The following is an 18057-nucleotide window of genomic DNA, read 5'->3' as shown; positions in this document are numbered from 1 at the left end:
GGGAAGGGGCCTCGACCGCGTTCGGACCGGCCGGGGTCAGGGGTTCATCGCGTAGGCGCCGGAAAGCCCGCGGACCATCGTCCACACGCGATCGAAGCGCCCGGGGTCGACCACCGGCTTGCGCACGGCGGCCAGGGCGATCGCCTGCTGCGCTTCGGTGGAGCCGGCCTTGCCGTGGAGGTCGACCGCGGCGGCGCTGAAGTCCTGCACCAGCACGGCGAAGATCTGGTCGAGCACCTCGGTCTCCAGACCGGTCAGCTCGGCCTGCTCCAGCACCAGCTGGCCGTAGACGACCAGGGTGAACAACTCGGTCAGGGCCAGGCCGAAGTCGAGGTCCTTCTGCTGCGCCTCGTCCGGCGTGGCCTCGGTGAGCAGCTCGACCAGCGCCGCGGCCTGTTCGGTGAACAGCGCCACGTTCGGGACGCCGGAAGCCTTCTCGTACGCGGTCTTCCAGTCGTGGAAGCGGACCTTCGACAGCCCGCGCGCCGGACCCTGGCGGAACAGGAACTCGTCGTCCGCGGCGTCGTCGCGGGTCGGCACCGGGGCGTAGTCCTCGGGCGCGAAGAGGTACGCGGGCATGAACTTCGCGATCAGCGCGAGGTTGACCGCGACCGTGCCCTCCAGCTTGGGCAGCCCGTCGATGTCGTTCTTCGCCATCGCCAGGTAGGTGTCGGCCTCGAAGCCCTTGGCGGCGACCACGTCGGCGACCAGCCCGATCACCTTCTGTGCCTCCGTGGTCACCTTCATCTTGGTGATCGGGTTGAACAGCAGGTAGCGGCGGTCCCCGGGGCCGGCCGAGCGGAAGTAGTCCACGGCGCGGTCGGAGAACAGCTTCATCGCGACCAGCCGGGCGTAGGCCTCGACGAATTCGCGCCGCACGTGCGGGAAGTCGGTGACCGGGTGGCCGTAGAGGACCCGGGTGTGCGCGTGCGTGATCGCCTCGTACAGCGAGTGCGTGGCCATGCCGATGCCGCCGAAGCACAGGTTGAACTTGCCGATGTTGACCGTGTTCAGCGCGGCGCTGAACGCCTCCGCGCCGACGTGCAGGAGGTCTTCGGCGTGCACCGGGTAGTCCTCGAGCCGGAACTCGGCCACGAACATCTGCGAGGGCACCACGTTCTTGACCACGTGGTAGTCCGGGTGGCGGGAGTCGGCGTAGAAGAACACGTACTGCTCCGGCCCCTCGACCCCCTCGATCCGGCCGAACACCGAGACGGTCCGCGCGCAGTTGCCGTTGCCGATGTAGTACTTCGAGCCGTTCGCGCGGTAGTGGTCGCCGTCGCGGGTCAGCACCAGGTCGGACGAGTAGATGTCCGCGCCGTGGTCCTTTTCGGACAGTCCGAACGCGCCGACGCCGCCGTCCGCGAGCGCGTCCGCGGCCCGTTTGCGCGCGATCTCGTTGCCGCTCTGCCAGACCGGGCCGAGGCCGAGGATGGTGACCTGCCAGGGGTACCAGTAGTTCAGCCCGTAGAACCCCAGGATCTCCGAGAGCGCGGCCACCCGGCTGGTGTCCCAGCGCTTGTCCGGGTGGCCGTCGGCGTTCGCGGCCGGGGTCAGGAAGGTGGCGAACAGGCCCTGCTCGCCCGCGAACTCGAGGAAGTCCGCGTAGAAGACGCGGGCGTGGTAGTCCTCGGTGAGCTTCGCCTTGCCCCGCGCCTCGAACCAGTCGATGGTGGCGCGCAGCAGGCGCCGGGTCTCGGGGTCGAAACGCCGCGGGTCGAAGGCCCGCGGGTTCAGCAACAGCGACGTCGCGGTCATGGCACTCCTGTCGGTAAATTACTCATCGGTAACTTAGCAAGCGGGCGGAGTGCGGGCAAACTCACGCGACGGGAGGGGACCGGGCCGGGTAGACTGATCACGCGGTCCGCACAGTTCTGCCTCGGGCCGCGTTGTCGACTACCACGCGCCGCGGCCGAACCGGGTCTGCGCCGGGCAGGACAACCCTTCTCAGGTATGGAGACCAGGGCGCACCGCGCCCGCACCGCTTATGACGACTTTCACCGAACTCGGCCTGCCCGCCACCCTCGTGGACGCCCTCGCGGCCCAGGGCGTGACCGAACCGTTCCCCATCCAGGCGGCCACCCTGCCGCACACCCTCGCCGGCCGCGACGTGCTCGGCCGCGGCCGCACCGGCTCCGGCAAGACCTACGGCTTCGTGCTGCCGCTGCTCAGCCGCCTGGCCGCGGGTCCGACCCGGCGCCGTCCCGGCCGCCCGCGGGCGCTGATCCTGGCGCCCACGCGAGAGCTGGCCACCCAGATCGAGGCCGCCATTCTGCCGCTGGGCCGGGCGCTCGGCCTCAAGACCACCACGATCTTCGGCGGCGTCAGCGCCGGCCCGCAGATCACCCGGCTGCGCGACGGCGTCGACATCGTCGTCGCCTGCCCGGGCCGGCTGGCCGACCACATGCGCTCGGGCGAGGTGAAGCTCGACCAGATCGAGATCACCGTGCTCGACGAGGCCGACCACATGGCCGACCTGGGCTTCCTGCCCGAGGTCCGGCGCATCATGGACGCCACCCCCGAGCGCGGCCAGCGGCTGCTGTTCTCGGCGACGCTCGACGGCGGGGTGGACGTGCTGGTCAAGCGCTTCCTGCACGACCCGGTCACGCACAGCGTCGACTCGGCCCAGTCGCCGGTCTCGACCATGACCCACCACGTGCTGCACCTCGAGGAGACCCACCGGCTGCCGGTGCTGGTCGACCTCACCGCGGCGCCCGGCCGCACGCTGGTCTTCACCCGCACCAAGCACCGGGCGAAGACCCTCACCCGCAAGCTGGTGGCCAGCGGCGTGCCCGCCGTCGAGCTGCACGGCAACCTCGGCCAGAACGCGCGGACCCGCAACCTCGAAGCGTTCTCCTCGGGCGCGGCGAAGACGCTGGTGGCCACCGACATCGCCGCCCGCGGCATCCACGTGGACGACGTGACGCTGGTCATCCACGCCGACCCGCCGGTCGAGCACAAGGCGTACCTGCACCGCTCGGGCCGCACCGCGCGGGCCGGCGCCTCGGGCACGGTGATCACGCTGATGACCGACGAGCAGGTGCGCGACGTGCGCGACCTCACCCGCAAGGCCGGGATCAAGCCGACCACCACGCAGATCGGCCCCGGCCACCCGCTGCTGGCCGAGCTGGCCCCGGGCGAGCGGAAGTTCGACGCCTCCCCGCGCCGTCCGATCGTGGACGACCGGCCGAAGAAGGTCACCGCGGCCGGCCAGGCCGCCCCCTCCTCCCGCCGCGACGACGACGAGCGGCCCCCGCGCGGCCGGGGCCGTCGAGGCGGCCCCGCCGCGGAGAACCGCGGGGGCGCGGGGGCCCGGGCCGCGGGCCAGGCCCGGCGCGACGAGGGCGGCGGCCGGGGCCGGCGCTCCGGCGGTGGCCGTTCGGGCTCGGGCGGCCGCGGCTCGCGCTCGGAGTACACGACCTACACCACCGAGACCGGCTCGGACCGGCGTGAAGACGGGCAGGGCCGTTCCCGCGGCCAGTCGGGCACCGGCGCGGCCTCCGGCGGGCGTTCGGGTTCCGGCCGCTCCGGCTCGGGCGGCCGCTCCGGGGCCCCGGCCCGCACCGGCCAGACCCCGGCCCGCGCCACCTCCGGCGGCGGCCAGCGCGGCGGTGCCCGTTCCGGCGGCGGCCAGCCCCGCTCGGGCGGTTCCTCGCGCGGCGGCGCGGCGGCCTTCTCCGCCGGCACCCGCGCCGGTGGCCGGCGCTCCGGCCGCTGATCCACCAGCTCACGGCACCGGCCCGCGGGCTCCCCCCGCGGGCCGGTGCCCCATACGGGTTCAGCCGATGAGGGCCACCGCCACCGGGCCGGCCGCGAGCACCGCGCAAGCCGCCGCGTTGGTCTTCCGGTACTGCACCAGCAGGGCGACGAACTCCCGCAGGAAAGCGCTGGGGACGAAGTACGAAGCCGTCCGCGCACCGATCACGTCCAGGCGCAGGCCGAGGCGGCGGGCCAGCACCGCGGTGCGGAACACGTGGTAGTTGTTCGTGACCGCGAGCACGCGGCCGGCGAACCCGCGCTCCCGCAGCAGGTCGACGCTGAAGCGCAGGTTCTCGTCCGTGGTCGAGGCCTGGTCCTCCACCACGATCTGCGACACCGGCAGCCCCGCGGCCACCAGGTAGTCGGCCATCGCGGCGCCTTCGGACCGCAGCTCGTCCGGGCCCCGGCCGCCGGAGACCACCACCAGCGCCTGCGGGCAGCGGCGCCAGAAGGCCACGGCCCGGTCCAGCCGTCCGGCCAGCAGCGGCGGCACCCGGTCCCCCCGCAGCCCGGCGCCCAGCACGATCACGGCCTCGGCCCGGGCCCGGCGCTTCATCCGGCTGTAGAGCACCGAGTACAGCAGCAGCGCGGCGAACACGAAGGCCAGGTACGCCGCCACCAGCAGGGCCGAGAACGCCAGCACCACCAGCCACCGCGGCTGCGCGAAGACCACGGTGGACCCGGTCAGGCCGAACACCGCCAGCAGGGCCAGCCCGGCCAGCAGGGAGAGCAGGTTGGCCGGGCGGTGGCCCTCACGCCGCAACATCACCACGCCGTTGGCCACCAGCGCCCAGGGCAGGACCAGCGCCGACAGCAGCGCCAGCACCGCGAGCAGCACCAGCACCACGGTTTGCAGCCAGGTCACGCCCTCGATCAGGCTGAGCAGCCACAACCCGGTCAGCACCAGCGCGAGGGCGAGCCACACCGCGTTGCCGAACCGGCGCGGCTCCCGCAGGAACCGCGTCACGAAGATCAAGACGGCGACCAGCGCGAGCACCCCGAAGACCATGACCGGGATTCTCGCAGGGGGCCGGCTTACCCGTCAGAGTGACGCCGTGAGACCCCGCGCGCGCAGCACCGCGCGCTCCGCCGGGCGGAACACCAGCAGCTCGATACCGACCCCGACCAGCATGATCAGGAAGATCGCCGCGATCACCTTCTCGATCGCGTTGAGCGAGGAGCCCTGGTTCAGGTAGGCGCCGAGCCCGACCCCGAGCTGGGGCGAGAGCGCGATCAGCTCGGCCGCCATCAGCGAGCGCCAGGAGAACGCCCAGCCCTGCTTCAGCCCGGCCAGGAACCCGGGCAGCGCCGCGGGCAGCAGGATGTGCCGCGCGGAGGACAGCCGCCCGGCCCCCATCACCTGGCCGACCTGCGGCAGGATCGGCGGGATCTGGTCGATGCCCGACACCAGCCCGTTCGCGATCGAGGGCACCGAGCCGAGCAGCACCACGAAGTAGATGGCGCCGTCGTTGATGCCGAACCAGAGGATCGCGGCCGGCACCCAGGCCACCGAAGGCAGGCTCTGGAGCCCGGTCAGCAGCGGCCCGATCGCCGCCCGCACCACGCGGACCTTGGCCACCAGCAGCCCGAGCGGGGTGCCGAGGACCACCCCGGCGGCGAAGCCGAGCGCGGCCCGGTGCACCGAGGTCCAGACGTACTCGGCCACGTCGCCGGTCACGAGCCGTTCCCAGAACTCGTCCCACACCGCGAGCGGCGCGGGCAGGTAGGCCTCCGGCCAGAACGCCGCGGCCCACAGCACCTGCCACAGCACGACCAGCAGCACCAGCGCGAGCACCGGCGGCAGGAAGCCCCGGGCGAAGCGCTTCCAGAAGCCCGGGCGCGATTCGCCGGGCGGGGAGTCGAGCGCGTCGAGGCCGGCGCCGACCGCGTCCAGCTCTTCGGCGGCGGTCACCGCGCCCTTCGCGGCCGAGCGGTCAAGCGGCGCCATGAGTGCTGATCACCTCTCGCAACCGCCCGGTGATTTCCTCGGTCAGCTCCTCGGCGCCGGTCAGCGGCACGTCGGCCCACTCGCACACGACCCGGCCGGGGCGCGAGGACAGCAGCACCACCCGCTGGCCGAGCCGGACCGCCTCGCGCACGTCGTGGGTCACGAACAGCACCGAGGTGCCGGTGCTGCGGTACACCCGCAGCAGCTCGCCCTGCAGCACGTCGCGGGTGATGGCGTCCAGCGCGGCGAACGGCTCGTCCATCAGCAGCAGCGCCTGCTCCGGGTCGCCGCCGACGCGGTGGGTCGCGGCCAGCGCGCGGGCCAGCGCGACGCGTTGGCGCATCCCACCGGAGAGCTCGTGCGGCCGCTTGGTCCCGGCACCGGTCAGCCGGACCAGGTCCAGCAGCTCGGCCGCCTTGGCCCGGCGCTCGGCCCGGCCGAACCCGGCCAGCCGCAGCGGCAGCTCGACGTTGCGGGCCGCGGTCAGCCACGGCATCAGCGCGGCCTCCTGGAACATCACCGCGGGCCGCGAGGTGTTCAGCGTGATCCGCCCGGCCGAGGGCGCGTCGAGGCCCGCCACCAGGTTCAGCAGGGTGGTCTTGCCGCAGCCGGACGCGCCGAGCAGGCAGACGAACTCGCCCGGCGCCACCGCCAGGTCGACCCCGTCCAGCGCCACCACGGCCCGCCCGGCCGGCCCGAACGCCTTGCGCACGCCTTCGAGCCGGACCGCGGCCGGGCCGGTGTGGCTCGTCCGTCCACTCGGGAGGGTCGTGGTCATCGTCGGCCGCCTCCGCGTCACTTGGTCAGGTCAGGGGCGGTGACCGCGGGCCGGCCCCGGGCCTTCAGCACGTCGTTCAGCGGGCCGAAGTCGGCGAAGCCCTTCAGCGCGACGGCCGACTTCGCCACCCCGGCCGTGACCGAATCCCGGGCGAGCTGCGGGAACTCGGCCGCGATCGGGTCGGGGGCGAGCTCGATGCCGGAGAACGCGCGGTCCAGCACCGCCGGACCGAGGCTGCTGCCGGCCAGTTCCTTGAGCTCGCCGTTGACCACGGTCTTGGCCTCGGCCGGGTTCGCCTTCGCCCAGTCGATCGCGGCCAGCTGGCCCTGCAGCAGCGCCCGCACGGTGTCCGGGTGCTGCTGCAGGAACTGGCTGCGCACGATGACCACCGTGGTCGGGAACCGGCCCTGGGGCCACAGGCTCTTCTCGTCGACCAGCACCTTCGCCCCCGCGTCGAGCACCAGCCGCGACGACCACGGCTCGGGCAGCCAGCCGCCGTCGACCTCGCCCTTCTTGAACGCGTCGAGCGTCTTCGGGTTGTCCATCGTGGTGATCTTGACCTGGTCGGTCAGCTTCCGGCCGGCCAGGAACTTCTTCAGCGCCACGTCCTGGGTGTTGGCCAGCTGCGGGGTGGTCAGGTTCTTGCCCGCGAGCTGGTCCACGCCGGTGATGTCGGGCTTCACGACCAGTTGCGCGCCGCCCGAGACCGAGCCGGAGACCAGCTGGATCGTGCCCGCGGACTTGGCGAAGGCGTTGATCGCCGGCCCGGAGCCGATGAACGCGACGTCGAGCGAGTTGCCCAGCAGCGCGTTGACCTCCTCGGGCCCGGCGTTGAAGGTCTGGGTGGTGAGCTTGGTCGAGCCCAGCTCCTTGGCGAAGAAGCCCTGCTTCACGCCGATCAGCGCGGGCGCGTGCGTGACGTTGGGGAAGAACCCGAGGCGGACCTCGCCGGCCGCGCCCTGGTTCGCCGCGGGGGCGGCGGAGGTCTCGGCCCGGGAACAGCCGGCGAGCACGCCCACGGCGGTCAGCGCGGTCAGCGCCGTGGCCAGGAAGCGGGTTCTGCGGTGGGTGCGCACGTCGACGTCGCCTTTCGGGGGTGGTGTCCGGGGGCGAGGTTCGCACGGTCACCCACCCGCGTGCAGCAACATCCGCATCCCGGGAAAACCGATGAGATCCCTTGACATCCACCTCGGCTGCGGCTAGCGCGACCCCCAGTCAGCGACCCGGCGGCCCCTCCGGCCGAACCGTCCTTTTCGGACGTACCACCGGACGGGCGGGGTCAGCGGCGCGGTTCCGGCCGGCGCCCGCGCAGCGGCAGGTACACCGCCAGCGAAACCACGAACCCGACGTAGTACGCCAGGTCCGCGCCACCGAGCGCGGCCGCCACCGGTCCCGTGTAGACGGTGGTGTTCATGAACGGCACCGCAGCCGCGAACCCGGCCACGAACGCGACCAGCGCGGCCCACGAACGGACCGGTCGCGCCAGTTCGGCGGAGACGTCGACCGCGCGGCCGGCGCGGGCGCGGCCCAGCCAGTCCGGCACCACCACGCCCAGGAACGGCGGGATCCAGTAGCTCACGACCAGCAGCACGTTCTGGAACTTCGCCGCCAGATCGCCGCTGTGCATCCACAGGATCAGCGCGAACGCGAGCACGGTCACCAGCACCGCGGACAGCGGGCGGCGCAGCCGGACGCCGACGGTCTGCAGCGCGAGCGAACCGCTGTAGTCGTTCATCGCGTTGGACGAGACCGCGGCCAGCGCGATCACGAGCAGCGCCAGGCCGCCGAGCAGGCCGTCGCCCAGCAGGTGGGAAACGGCCCAGACGGTCTGGTCGCCCATGCCCGGGGCCAGGGCCAGCCCGATGGCCTCGCCGATCGTGTAGGACGCGACGAGACCCACCACGGTGAACCAGAAGACCCCGCGCCGGCTCGTCGAAGCGGGCAGGTAGCGGCTGAAGTCCGAGGCGTAGGGCGCCCAGGAGATGGCCAGGCTCAGGGTGATCGTCGAGAACAGCACCACGGCGGCCACCAGTCCGCCGCCGTGCACGGAATTCGGGGTGGTGAACGGGTTCGCGAGCGCGACCTTCACCGCGAGCGCGACGAACGCGATCGCCAGCACCGCGCTCATCACGGCCTGCACCCGGTGGATCACGGCGTACCCGAACACCCCCAGCGCGCACTGCAGCACCAGCACGACGAGCACCGCGGCCCAGAACGGCAGCCCGGTCAGCAGCGCCAGCGCCTCCCCGCCGAACAGCCCGACCAGCGCGTCCCAGGCGATCGAGCCGAGCCACTGCACCAGCCCGGGCAGCACCACGCCGCGGCGGAACGGCAGCCGGGCGAGCGGGAGCTGGCCGGTGCCGGTGCGCGGGCCCCAGGTCGAGAGGTAGGCCACCGGCAGCGAGCCGAGCACCGTGCCGGCCAGCAGCACGAGGAACCCGGTGAGGAAACCGAGCCCGAGCGTGGCCCCGAGGGTGCCGGTGAACACCGCCGTCATGGTCAGGTTGGGCGCGAACCACACGGTGGCCAGCCGCCACGGCCGGCCGAACCGGTTGGCCTCCGGGATGGGCCGGATCCCGTGCGTCTCGATCGCGAAGTCGCCCGCCCCCGTGGGCATCCGCCCGCCGAACGCTTCCGCGTCGATCCCGCTCATCCACCGCTCCCGTGCTCGCCCGATGCTCCCGTTCACCTTAAGGTCCCGGACGGTGCGAGACCCCTCTTCCGGCGGGGAGAGGGGCCTCACACCCGGCCCCGCGCACGAAGAAGGCCCCCTCCCCGCGCGTGAGCGGGAAAAGGGGCCTTCACCGACCCTCAGTGCATCAGACGAGCAAAAGGAAGGCCAGGCCGTTCGGCGAGCCGAGGCCGGTCACGTCGTCGTAGCCCTTCGTCGTGTGGATGGTCAGGTTCGGGTAGTCGAGCGTCCGGGCCGAGGTGAGCAGGCCGCCGGAGGCGTCGACCCCGTTCGCGTAGTCCACCCGCGCCACGGCCCCGTCCACGTGCTTCACGTCGCTGATCGCCGAAGTGCGCGAAGTCAGCTTGTACAGCACAGGGTTGATGAACCCGTGGTGGAAGTGGTCGAGGCTGTCGGCCACCGCCATCACACCGGCGAACACCGGCGACGCGAGGCTGGTGCCGCCGATCCGGTACTGGTCGTAGTAGGCGCCGTCCGGGAAGGTCTGCGTCTGGCCCATCAGGAAGCCGGTGTTCGGGTCCGCGATCGCCGAGATGTCCGGGACCACGCGGCCCTTGGCGCTGCCGGTCTGGTTCTTGGTCGACAGCGCGTCCGGCACGACGCCCTTCTGGTAGAAGGGCTGCGGGAACAGCCGGCTGGTGCCGCCGCCCGCGCCGCCGTTGTACGCGCCCGGGAACGCCGGGGTGTACACGCCGTTGGTCAGCACGGACTTGCCGGTCTCCCACCCGGTCTCGAACAGCCGCTGGCCGTTCTTGCCGATGGCGATCGAGGTGCCGCCGACCGCGGTCACCCACGGGGCCGAAGCGGAGAAGTCCGCCGAAGGCGTGCCGAGCCGGGCGGCCTCGTCGCCGTTGTCGCCGGAGGAGAAGTACACGCCGATGCCTTCGAGCACGGCCTGGATCGAGATCTGGTTGAACGCCTTGACCTCGTCGGCGGGGATGTCCTCACCGGTGTCGCCGTAGGAGTTCGACACGATGTCGGCCTTGTGCCCCGCGATGACGTAGTTCAGCGCGGCGTCCAGGGAAAGGTCCTGGCAGTCCGCACCGCCGACGTAGAGCAGGTTCGCCCCCGGCGCGAGGGCGTGCGCGGCTTCGACGTCGAGGGTCTCCTCGCCGTACCAGCCCGCGGCGTCGCACTGGTCCGGCGCCTCCTGGCCCGGGGTGGGCGGGAAGACGTGCTGGCTGAACTGCGCCTGGGTCAGCGGGTGCGACGGGTCGTTGCGCTTGGCGTAGGTGGACGCGTCCGAGTAGATGGTCGGCGAGCCGAAGGCGTCCACGATGGCGATCGTGGTGCCCCTGCCGTCCGCGCCGAGCTTCGCGGCGGTGTCCAGGCCGTAGGCCGAGCGCAGCTGCGCCGGGGTGTAGCCGCACGGCGCGTAGGGCAGTTGCTTGCCCTGGTAGGCCGGGTCGGTGGTGTCGACCTTTTCGCCGTAGTAGGCGCTGCACGGCTTGGCGTTGCGGAAGCCGGGGGCGGGCGCCACGGCGCCGGGCTTGGCCGACTGGGCCACCGGGGCGGCCGAGCCGTCGGTGTGGTCCGGCTTGAACAGGCTGGTCGCCTGGTCCACGCCGATCACGCCGAGCACGTCGCCGGCCAGCGGGGCCGGCACGGACAGGTTCCGGTCCGCCGCCCGCAGGGTCTGGCCCTTGACCGCGTACTTGCCGAGCTTGACCGCGAAGGCCTGCTGCACCTGGTCCGCGGTGCCGATCGCCTCCACGTACGCGCGGTTCGACGGCACGTCGCCGATCCGGAACCCGCTGCCCTGCAGCCAGGTCTTCACGGCGCCGACGGTCTGGTCCGAGGCCGCGAACCGGTCCCGGACCTGCTGCGGGGAAAGGTAGTTGCGGTAGCCCTGGCTGCCCGGGTCGGACACGGACTGGGCCGCGGCCTCCGCCCCGGCCTGGTCGCGCAGGTTCAGGTAGACGCGGAAGTCCAGTGTGGACGAAGGCGTGGTGTCGGCCACCTTGGCCTGCGGGCTGGCCCACAGCGGGTGCGACTGGGGGATGTCCTGGCGTCCTTGCGCGGAGGCGACGGCCGGCGCGGTCGCGGCGAGGCCGCCCGCCACGGCGAGCGAAAGGAACAGGGTGAGACTTCTTCGCACAGGCAACTCCCTCGTGAAACGCGGCCCCCAGGCCGCGGACGTTCGCGGCGAAGACTACGTCGGCGGTCGGGCCCGGGGAAGGTTCCCGGCCAGGGGTTCAGAACCGTTATCTGTCCTCACTGGACAGCCCGGCGGCGGGCGGCGGAATTTCCGGGGGAACAGTCCATTTCGTCCCGAGTGTCCGGCGGTAAATGTCAAAAACACGAGCTAAGTCCCTTTTTCTCGATCGGTTCACCGGTACGGCGGAACAAGGGAAACCCTTTCGCGCCACCTACTTCCGTCGGTGGCGCACGCGCTTCAGCCCGGTGAACGGGTGGCCAACCGCCGGTCCACTTCGGCAGGAGCGAACACCGACTCGACCACCGTGGCCACCGCGCCGCTCACCGCCGCCTCCACGCCGCGTCCGCCGATCTCGACGCGCAGGTTCCGCGTCGCGCGCGGCAGGGCGTGGCGGTAGAGCACCTCCCGCACCCCGGCGACGAACGACGGCTCGGCCAGGTCCCCGGCGATCACCAACACCTCCGGGTTCACCACGGACACCACGGTCGCCAGCACCTCCCCCACCCGGCGCCCCGCGACCTCGGCGAGCCGGACCGCGGCGGGCTCCCCCGCGTCGATCCGCTCCCGCACCCCGGAACCGGACGCCGTCGGCAGGCCCTGCTCGGTCAGCCGCGCGGCCAGCGCACCCCCGCCGGCGACGGCGGCCAGGCAGCCGTAGGAGCCGCACTGGCAGCGGGCGTCCGGGAAGCCGGCCAGGCGGATGTGCCCGATGTCGCCGGCCCCGCCGTCGGCGCCGCGGTAGACCTGGCCCCCGAAGACCAGCCCCGCGCCGATCCCGGTGGACACCTTGACCAGCGCGAACGCCGAGGAGTCCGGATAGTTCGCGCGGTGCTCGCCCAGCGCCATCAGGTTCGCGTCGTTGTCCACCAGGACGGGCCCGGCGAAGCGGGGGCCGAGGTGTGCGCCGATCGGATAGCCGTCCCAGCCGGGCATGATCGGCGGGCGGCTCACCCGCGCGACGCCCGGCTCCACCGGCCCCGGCACGGACAGCCCGATCCCGGCCACCTCGCCGGCGTCGTGGCCGCTCTCGGCCAGCAATGCGTCGAACCAGCCGACGATGGTGTCGAGCACCGGCTCCGGCCCGTCCGCCACTCGCAGCGGCCCGCCGCGGCGGGCCAGCCGCCGCCCGGACAGATCGGTGACGGCGGCCTCGGCGTGCATCGTGTCGATGCTCGCGGCCAGCACCACGGCGTGCCGGTCGTCGAAGCGGAGGTGGCGCGCGGGCCGCCCACCGGTCGAGTCCTCGTGGTCACCCTCGGCCAGCAGGCCCGCCGCCTGGAGCTGCTCCAGGCGGCCGACCAGCGTCGAGCGGGAAAGCCCGCTGGCCTCCTGCAACGCCTTGCGGGTGGTCGCCTGACCGGTCCGGACCAGGTACAGCAGCTCGCCCGCCGTGGTCGGGGCCGCTCCGCCGGTCACTGCTGGTCCTCCCTGCGCCGCCATCCGGGTGTAGCGGACATCATCCCAGGTCACCACTTCTGTCCATTGACTCTACAAAAGTGAGAGATAAATTGGACACATGCTGGAAACATCGGGCGCCCTGCGCGCCGCTGCCGCCCGCGTGCTCGAAGACAACTGGCTCGGCTCGTCCACGGTCCCCTCCCGCGGCCTCTACCCGCACCAGTGGAGCTGGGACTCGGCGTTCATCGCCCTGGGCCTGCGCCACCTCTCGCCGGAGCGGGCGCGCCGCGAGCTGGTCACCCTGTTCGACGGGCAGTGGCGCGACGGGCGGGTGCCGCACATCCTGTTCGACCCGGACACCCCGGCCGAGTCCTACTTCCCGGGCCCGGGCTTCTGGCGGGCCGGGCGCACCTCCGGGCTGGTCCAGCCGCCGGTGCACGCGCGCGCGGTGTGGGCGGTGCACCAGGCCGATCCGGCCGGGTCGGCCGCGGAGGCGTTCCTGGCCACGCTCTACCCGAAGCTCCAGGCGTGGCACCGGTACCTGCCGGCGCACCGCGACTTCGGCGGCCACGGGCTGGTCTCGATCGTGCACCCGTGGGAGTCCGGGATGGACAACAGCCCGGCCTGGGACGAGCCGCTCTCGCGCGTCACCCCGGTCGGACCCGGCCTGTTCACCCGCCGCGACCTCGAGCACGGCGCGGCCGCGGACCGGCCCACCGACGAGGAGTACCGCCGTTACGTGCGGCTCGCCGCGGGCTACCGCGACCGCGGCTACGCCGACGTGCACTGGCCGGCCGAGCGCGACGGGTTCACCGTCGAAGACCCGGGTTTCAACGCCCTGCTGGCCGACGCCGAGCTGGCCCTGGCCGAGATCGCCCTAGCACTGGGCCTGCCCGCCGCCGCGGCCGGCCACCGCGAGAGCGCGGCCCGGATGGTCAAGGCGATGACCGAACGGCTGTGGGACGCGCGCGCCGGGTTCTTCTTCGCCTTCGACGTCCGCACCGGCCGGATGGGCCGCGAGTACACCTGCGGCGGCCTGCTGCCGCTGCTGCTGCCGGACCTCGCCGTGGCCCCGGCGCTGCTGGGCACCGCCACCGGTCCGCGCTTCCGCCTCGGCCGGGTGCTCGCCGTGCCGAGCTACGACCTCACCGCCCACGGCTTCGACCCGGCGAAGTACTGGCGCGGCCCGGCCTGGGCCAACGTCGGCTGGCTGGTCCGGGAGGGCCTGCTCCGCCACGGCGAAGAGGCGCTGGCCCGCCAGCTTCGCCTCGACCTGCTGAACCTGGCCCGCTGGACCGGCTTCGCCGAGTACGCCGACCCCTTGAGCGCCGTGGGCCACGGCGCCCGCTCGTTCGGCTGGACGGCCGCGCTGACCGTCGACCTGCTCGCCGACGACCGAACCGGGTAGCGGCGCCCGGCCCGCCGACGGGCGCCGCGGTACTCCTTGCGAGAGACCTCCGGTGCCGCGTTCACCTCCGGAAGCCCACGGCGTGCGGCGGACCCACCAGCGTGACCTCCCTGGGCGCGTAGTGGTCGAAGTACGGCATCGGGATGTGGGTGAGGATCAGCAGGACCGCGCTCAGCACCCCGAGCTGGGGAAGCTTCAGCTCCCGGCCGCGCTCGCCCAGCCAGAGCCACAGCACCACGGCGAAGTTGGTGATCAGCAGGAAGCCCCAGCGGGCCTCGTCCCAGCCGCCGAAGGCCAGCAGGAGCGGGGCCGAGATCGCCGCCAGCGGCAGCAGGACCGCGCCACCGCGCCGGTGCAGCGCCAGGAATCCGCCCAGCACCACCACCGCGATCGGCACCAGGTAGAGCAGGACGTCGGTGATCGAGTACAGCGCCCAGCTCTCGGCCTGGCCGCGCTCGAACAGCTCCAGGGCGTCGGTGCGGTAGGGGAAGTTGGCGCCGGACAGCGCGTGCCCGAGCCGGGCGACGGCCCCGGGCGCGGCCGGGCGCACGGCCAGCACCACCAGACCGGCCAGCGCGGGCGGGGCGAGGAGGACGGCGGCCCGCCGCAGCGGGAGCTTCCGCAGCACCACGGCGCCGAACACCGGGAGCACGGTCAGCAGCGCGATCTCGTGCGCGGTCACCGAAGCCACCATGAGCGCGCTCGCGAGCGCCGGGCGGTCGCGGTGCAGCGCCCACAGCGCGCCGAACAGCAGCAGGTACAGGGCCTGGTCGTAGTAGCCCACCTCGTGGAACAGGTAACCGCCGGTCGGCAGCAGCAGGAAGCCGGTGATCACCAGCCGCCGTCCCGCGTCGGGGCTGCGGAAGTACGCGACCGCCACGGCCACCAGCAGCCCGCCGAGCACGGCGTAGCTCGCGACCGCGAAGACGCGGTAGTCGTATTCGGTCAGCACGGCGAACGGGTGCAGCAGGGTGCCGATCAGGAACCGCCGGTGGAAGCCGTCGGTCAGGGAGGTGGACTCCAGCGTCGCCACCCAGGTCCCCGGCAGCCGGAACCCGGTGTACCCGGCCAGCCCCACGGCGATCGCGAACAGCCCGGTGCCGAGCCACCCGACGGGTTTCCGGACCCGCGCCGGGGCCGGGATCGGGGCCGGCGCGGGCCGTTCGAGCAGGGTTTCCATCGCTTGGTCCTCTCCTGGGCGCTGGAAGCCAAGCTAGGGACCGATCGTGGCCCGTCCGTGACCGGAATTCGACAATCCGGCACCGGTTCGTGACAACTCGGTGACCGTCTCCGGACCGGCCGGAGGGGACGGGAAAACCGATCCGGGAATGGCGAATTCACAACCGTGAACAATTCACAACCGTGAACAGCCGTTTCGGCGGGTGTACAGGACCACGCCGTTCGTGTAAAACTTTGCCGACCTTTCCGTGCGGCATTTCCCCACTGCGAATGGCGGGCCCCGTGAGCGTTTCCCGGCGAACCCTGCTGACCACCGCGGCCGGCGCCGCGGTGGCGGCGACCGCGAGCAGCACCCTCCCGGCCGAGGCGGCATCCCCTTCGGGCGGCCGCACGGAGATCGGCCCCCGGGACCAAAGCCAAGCCGCCACGTTGCGCGCGGCGGCGGACTACGCGGTGCGGAAACTGCGTGCGGTGGCCCCGTCCGTCACGTCCTTTCCGACCGGAACCCGGTTCGAGAAGTGGAAGTATTCCCAGAATGGCGACTGGGTCGGCGGATTCTGGCCCGGCACGCTCTGGATGGCCTGGCTGCACTCCGGCGACGAGCAATTCCGCACGCTCGCCCTCGCGGCGGCGGAAAAGCTGGCGCCGCGGCAGCACGACACCAGCACGCACGACCTCGGTTTCCTCTTCTACCCGTCGTGGGTCACCGCGTGGCGGATCACCGGCGACGAGCGGTGGCGGGCCGGCGCGATCAAGGCGGCTTCTTCGCTGATCCAGCGCTACAACCCGAAGGGCCACTTCATCCGGGCTTGGGGCGCGCTGACCGACCCGAAGGACGCGGGCCGGATCATCATGGACACGATCATGAACCTGGACCTGCTGGACTTCGCCACCCGGCAGACCGGCGACCGCAGGTACCGCGACATCGCGGTCGAGCACGCGAAGACCGCGCAACGCGTGTTCCTCCGCCCGGACGGCTCCACCCCGCACGTGTTCGACCTCGACCCGGCCACCGGCGCCGAGATCGGCCCCGGCACCGTGCAGGGCTACAGCCCCACGTCGTGCTGGTCACGCGGCCAGGCCTGGGGCGTCTACGGTTTCACCACCGTCTACCGCCGCACCGGTGACGGGCAGTTCCTCACCACCGCCCGGCGACTGGCCGACTACGCGCTCGGCGCCCTGACCCCCGACCACATCCCGGTCTGGGACTACCTCGCCCCGCAGGCGCCGAACGACGTCAAAGACGCTTCCGCGGGCGTCGTCACCGCGTGCGGCCTCCTGGACCTGGCCGAGGCCGCCGGGCAGCCGAAGTACCGCGAGGCCGGGCTGAAGATCCTGGAGGCGACGGCGAAGACCTGCCTCACCGCCGAGTCCGCCCGGGCCGAGGCCGTGGTCGCCCGCTGCACCCGCAACCGACCGGCCGAGGACGGTGTCGAGATTTCCCTTCCCTACGCGGACTACTACCTGCTCGAAGGCATCCTGCGGGTGCTCGAACCGCGCGAGCTGGATCGGGCGATCGATCTCTCCGGCCGCTGACCGGGCCCCGGCTCGTCAGTGGTGGCCGTGGACGACGGCGTGTCCCCGGCCGCGGCCGATCATCCACTTGTTCACCGGCACCGTGATCACGAAGGCGCCGGCCAGCGAGAGCACCAGTGACAGCCAGAACAACGCGCTCGACAGCCCGGCGTCCATCGCGCCGGGGATGGCGACGACCACGGTGTTGTCCACGATCTCCATCACCGCGATCGACACCGTGTCGGCGGCGAGCGCGATCTTGAAAGCCGCCGCCGGGGCCAGCCCGGACTTCAGCACGCCGCGCATGGTCAGGCCGTACCCGAAGCCGAACGCGAGCACGATCGACACCACCACCGTGGCCGCGTTGGGCAGCCCGAACGCGGTGCCCAGGACCAGGCCGAGCACCTCGCCGATGGCGCAGCCGGTGAGGCAGTGCAGCGTCGCCCGGGCCGCGGTGGTCCAGGAGGCGCCGGGCTGAGAAGTGGTCATACGGACAGAATACCCCTATGGGGTACCCAAGCGAGCAGGTGAACCACTTCGGGGGACGAGAGAGGGCGCGGGGGTTGGAGTGGCTCTCGTGGTGGAACAGCGGGAAACGGCTTCGCGGAGTGCGGGCCCGACTCCGCGAAGCCGCTCCCGCTCACGGGGGTGGCGGGACGCCGACGGTCAGCCGCCGAGCAGGGACTTCATCGTGGTGATCTCGGTCTGCTGGGTGTCGGTGATGCGCTGGGCCATGGCCTTCGCGGCGGGGTCCTGGCCCTGGGACAGCTCGGTGCGGGCCATGGTGACCGCGCCTTCGTGGTGCTGGATCATCAGGTGCAGCCAGGTGCGGTCGTAGTCCTGGTCGTGCAGCCGGTCGAGGCCGGCGGTGTCGACCATGCCGGGCATCGACGCCCCGTGGTCCATCCCGCTCATGGGCGCGGCCGGGGCCGACCCCCAGGCCGTCAGCCACTGGGTGAGCCGGTCGATCTCCGGCTGCTGGGCCTGCTGGATCTCCTGGGCGAGGCCGATCACCCGCTGGTTCGCGGTGTGCTGCGGCACCGGGGCCGCCATCTCGACGGCCTGTCGGTGGTGCGGGACCATGTCCCGCGCGAAGGTGACGTCCGCGGCGTTGTGGGCCGAAGGCGGGGTCTGCGGCGCCGGGGACGAGCAGCCGGCCAGGGCGGCGGCGATGGCGGGCAGCACGAAGACGGCCTGAAGCTTGCGGTTCATGAGACTTCCT

Annotated in this window: 14 protein-coding genes; 3 read left to right on the top strand and 11 right to left on the bottom strand. The window is 72.6% G+C overall.

What is annotated here, in order from left to right; all coding sequences use genetic code 11:
* Window positions 1–36: 36 nt before the first annotated feature.
* Entirely contained in the window at window positions 37–1758 is a 1722-nt protein-coding gene (locus NYF13_RS35215) for an acyl-CoA dehydrogenase (protein ID WP_315662427.1), read from the bottom strand.
* A 229-nt stretch (window positions 1759–1987) separates the two neighbouring features.
* On the opposite strand from NYF13_RS35215, the gene NYF13_RS35210 reads away from it, so the two are divergent.
* A complete protein-coding gene (locus NYF13_RS35210; RefSeq protein WP_315662426.1) occupies window positions 1988–3718 on the top strand; it encodes a DEAD/DEAH box helicase in 1731 nt (576 codons plus the stop codon).
* 60 nt (window positions 3719–3778) lie between these two features.
* Here NYF13_RS35210 and NYF13_RS35205 read toward each other — a convergent pair whose 3' ends face one another.
* The 7 genes from NYF13_RS35205 to NYF13_RS35175 form a co-directional block, all read right to left on the bottom strand.
* On the bottom strand, window positions 3779–4768 hold the full coding sequence (locus tag NYF13_RS35205) for a YdcF family protein (protein WP_315662425.1): 990 nt from the start codon (window positions 4766–4768) through the stop codon (window positions 3779–3781).
* Between the two features lie 33 nt (window positions 4769–4801).
* Window positions 4802–5707 carry an ABC transporter permease gene (locus NYF13_RS35200; RefSeq protein WP_315662423.1) on the bottom strand — a complete coding sequence of 302 codons (906 nt, stop codon included), beginning with the start codon at window positions 5705–5707 and terminating at the stop codon, window positions 4802–4804.
* On the bottom strand, window positions 5694–6485 hold the full coding sequence (locus tag NYF13_RS35195; protein WP_315662421.1) for an ABC transporter ATP-binding protein: 792 nt from the start codon (window positions 6483–6485) through the stop codon (window positions 5694–5696). The genes NYF13_RS35200 and NYF13_RS35195 overlap by 14 nt, the downstream gene beginning before the upstream one ends.
* A 17-nt stretch (window positions 6486–6502) precedes the next feature.
* Window positions 6503–7561: an ABC transporter substrate-binding protein gene (locus NYF13_RS35190; protein WP_315662419.1), complete on the bottom strand. Its 1059-nt coding sequence runs from the start codon at window positions 7559–7561 to the stop codon at window positions 6503–6505.
* Between the two features lie 203 nt (window positions 7562–7764).
* Entirely contained in the window at window positions 7765–9138 is a 1374-nt protein-coding gene (locus tag NYF13_RS35185) for a cytosine permease (RefSeq protein WP_315662418.1), read from the bottom strand.
* A 166-nt stretch (window positions 9139–9304) separates the two neighbouring features.
* Entirely contained in the window at window positions 9305–11275 is a 1971-nt protein-coding gene (locus NYF13_RS35180) for a S53 family peptidase (RefSeq protein WP_315662417.1), read from the bottom strand.
* A gap of 297 nt (window positions 11276–11572) precedes the next feature.
* Entirely contained in the window at window positions 11573–12751 is a 1179-nt protein-coding gene (locus NYF13_RS35175; protein WP_315662415.1) for an ROK family protein, read from the bottom strand.
* A 100-nt stretch (window positions 12752–12851) separates the two neighbouring features.
* On the opposite strand from NYF13_RS35175, the gene NYF13_RS35170 reads away from it, so the two are divergent.
* Entirely contained in the window at window positions 12852–14141 is a 1290-nt protein-coding gene (locus NYF13_RS35170; RefSeq protein WP_315662413.1) for an MGH1-like glycoside hydrolase domain-containing protein, read from the top strand.
* Between the two features lie 61 nt (window positions 14142–14202).
* On the opposite strand, the gene NYF13_RS35165 is transcribed toward NYF13_RS35170, so the two are convergent.
* Window positions 14203–15321 carry a hypothetical protein gene (locus tag NYF13_RS35165; protein WP_315662411.1) on the bottom strand — a complete coding sequence of 373 codons (1119 nt, stop codon included), beginning with the start codon at window positions 15319–15321 and terminating at the stop codon, window positions 14203–14205.
* 281 nt (window positions 15322–15602) lie between these two features.
* Between NYF13_RS35165 and NYF13_RS35160 the strand changes: the two genes are divergently transcribed.
* Complete coding sequence (locus tag NYF13_RS35160; RefSeq protein ID WP_315662410.1) at window positions 15603–16856, top strand: glycoside hydrolase family 88 protein; 1254 nt, start codon at window positions 15603–15605, stop codon at window positions 16854–16856.
* A gap of 15 nt (window positions 16857–16871) precedes the next feature.
* Here the strand turns inward: NYF13_RS35160 and NYF13_RS35155 are convergent, their stop codons facing one another.
* Together NYF13_RS35155 and NYF13_RS35150 are read right to left on the bottom strand one after the other, a co-directional pair.
* Window positions 16872–17324 (bottom strand): DUF4396 domain-containing protein, encoded by a 453-nt coding sequence (locus NYF13_RS35155; protein ID WP_315662408.1) that lies wholly within the window; start codon window positions 17322–17324, stop codon window positions 16872–16874.
* Window positions 17325–17501: 177 nt separating this feature from the next.
* Window positions 17502–18047, bottom strand: coding sequence for a DUF305 domain-containing protein (locus NYF13_RS35150; protein WP_315662406.1), 546 nt, complete (start codon window positions 18045–18047; stop codon window positions 17502–17504).
* Window positions 18048–18057 lie beyond the last annotated feature (10 nt).

It is taken from the genome of Amycolatopsis sp. PS_44_ISF1, from assembly GCF_032335455.1.
GTDB lineage: Bacteria > Actinomycetota > Actinomycetes > Mycobacteriales > Pseudonocardiaceae > Amycolatopsis.
This window is presented reverse-complemented; position numbering and strand designations above follow the sequence as displayed.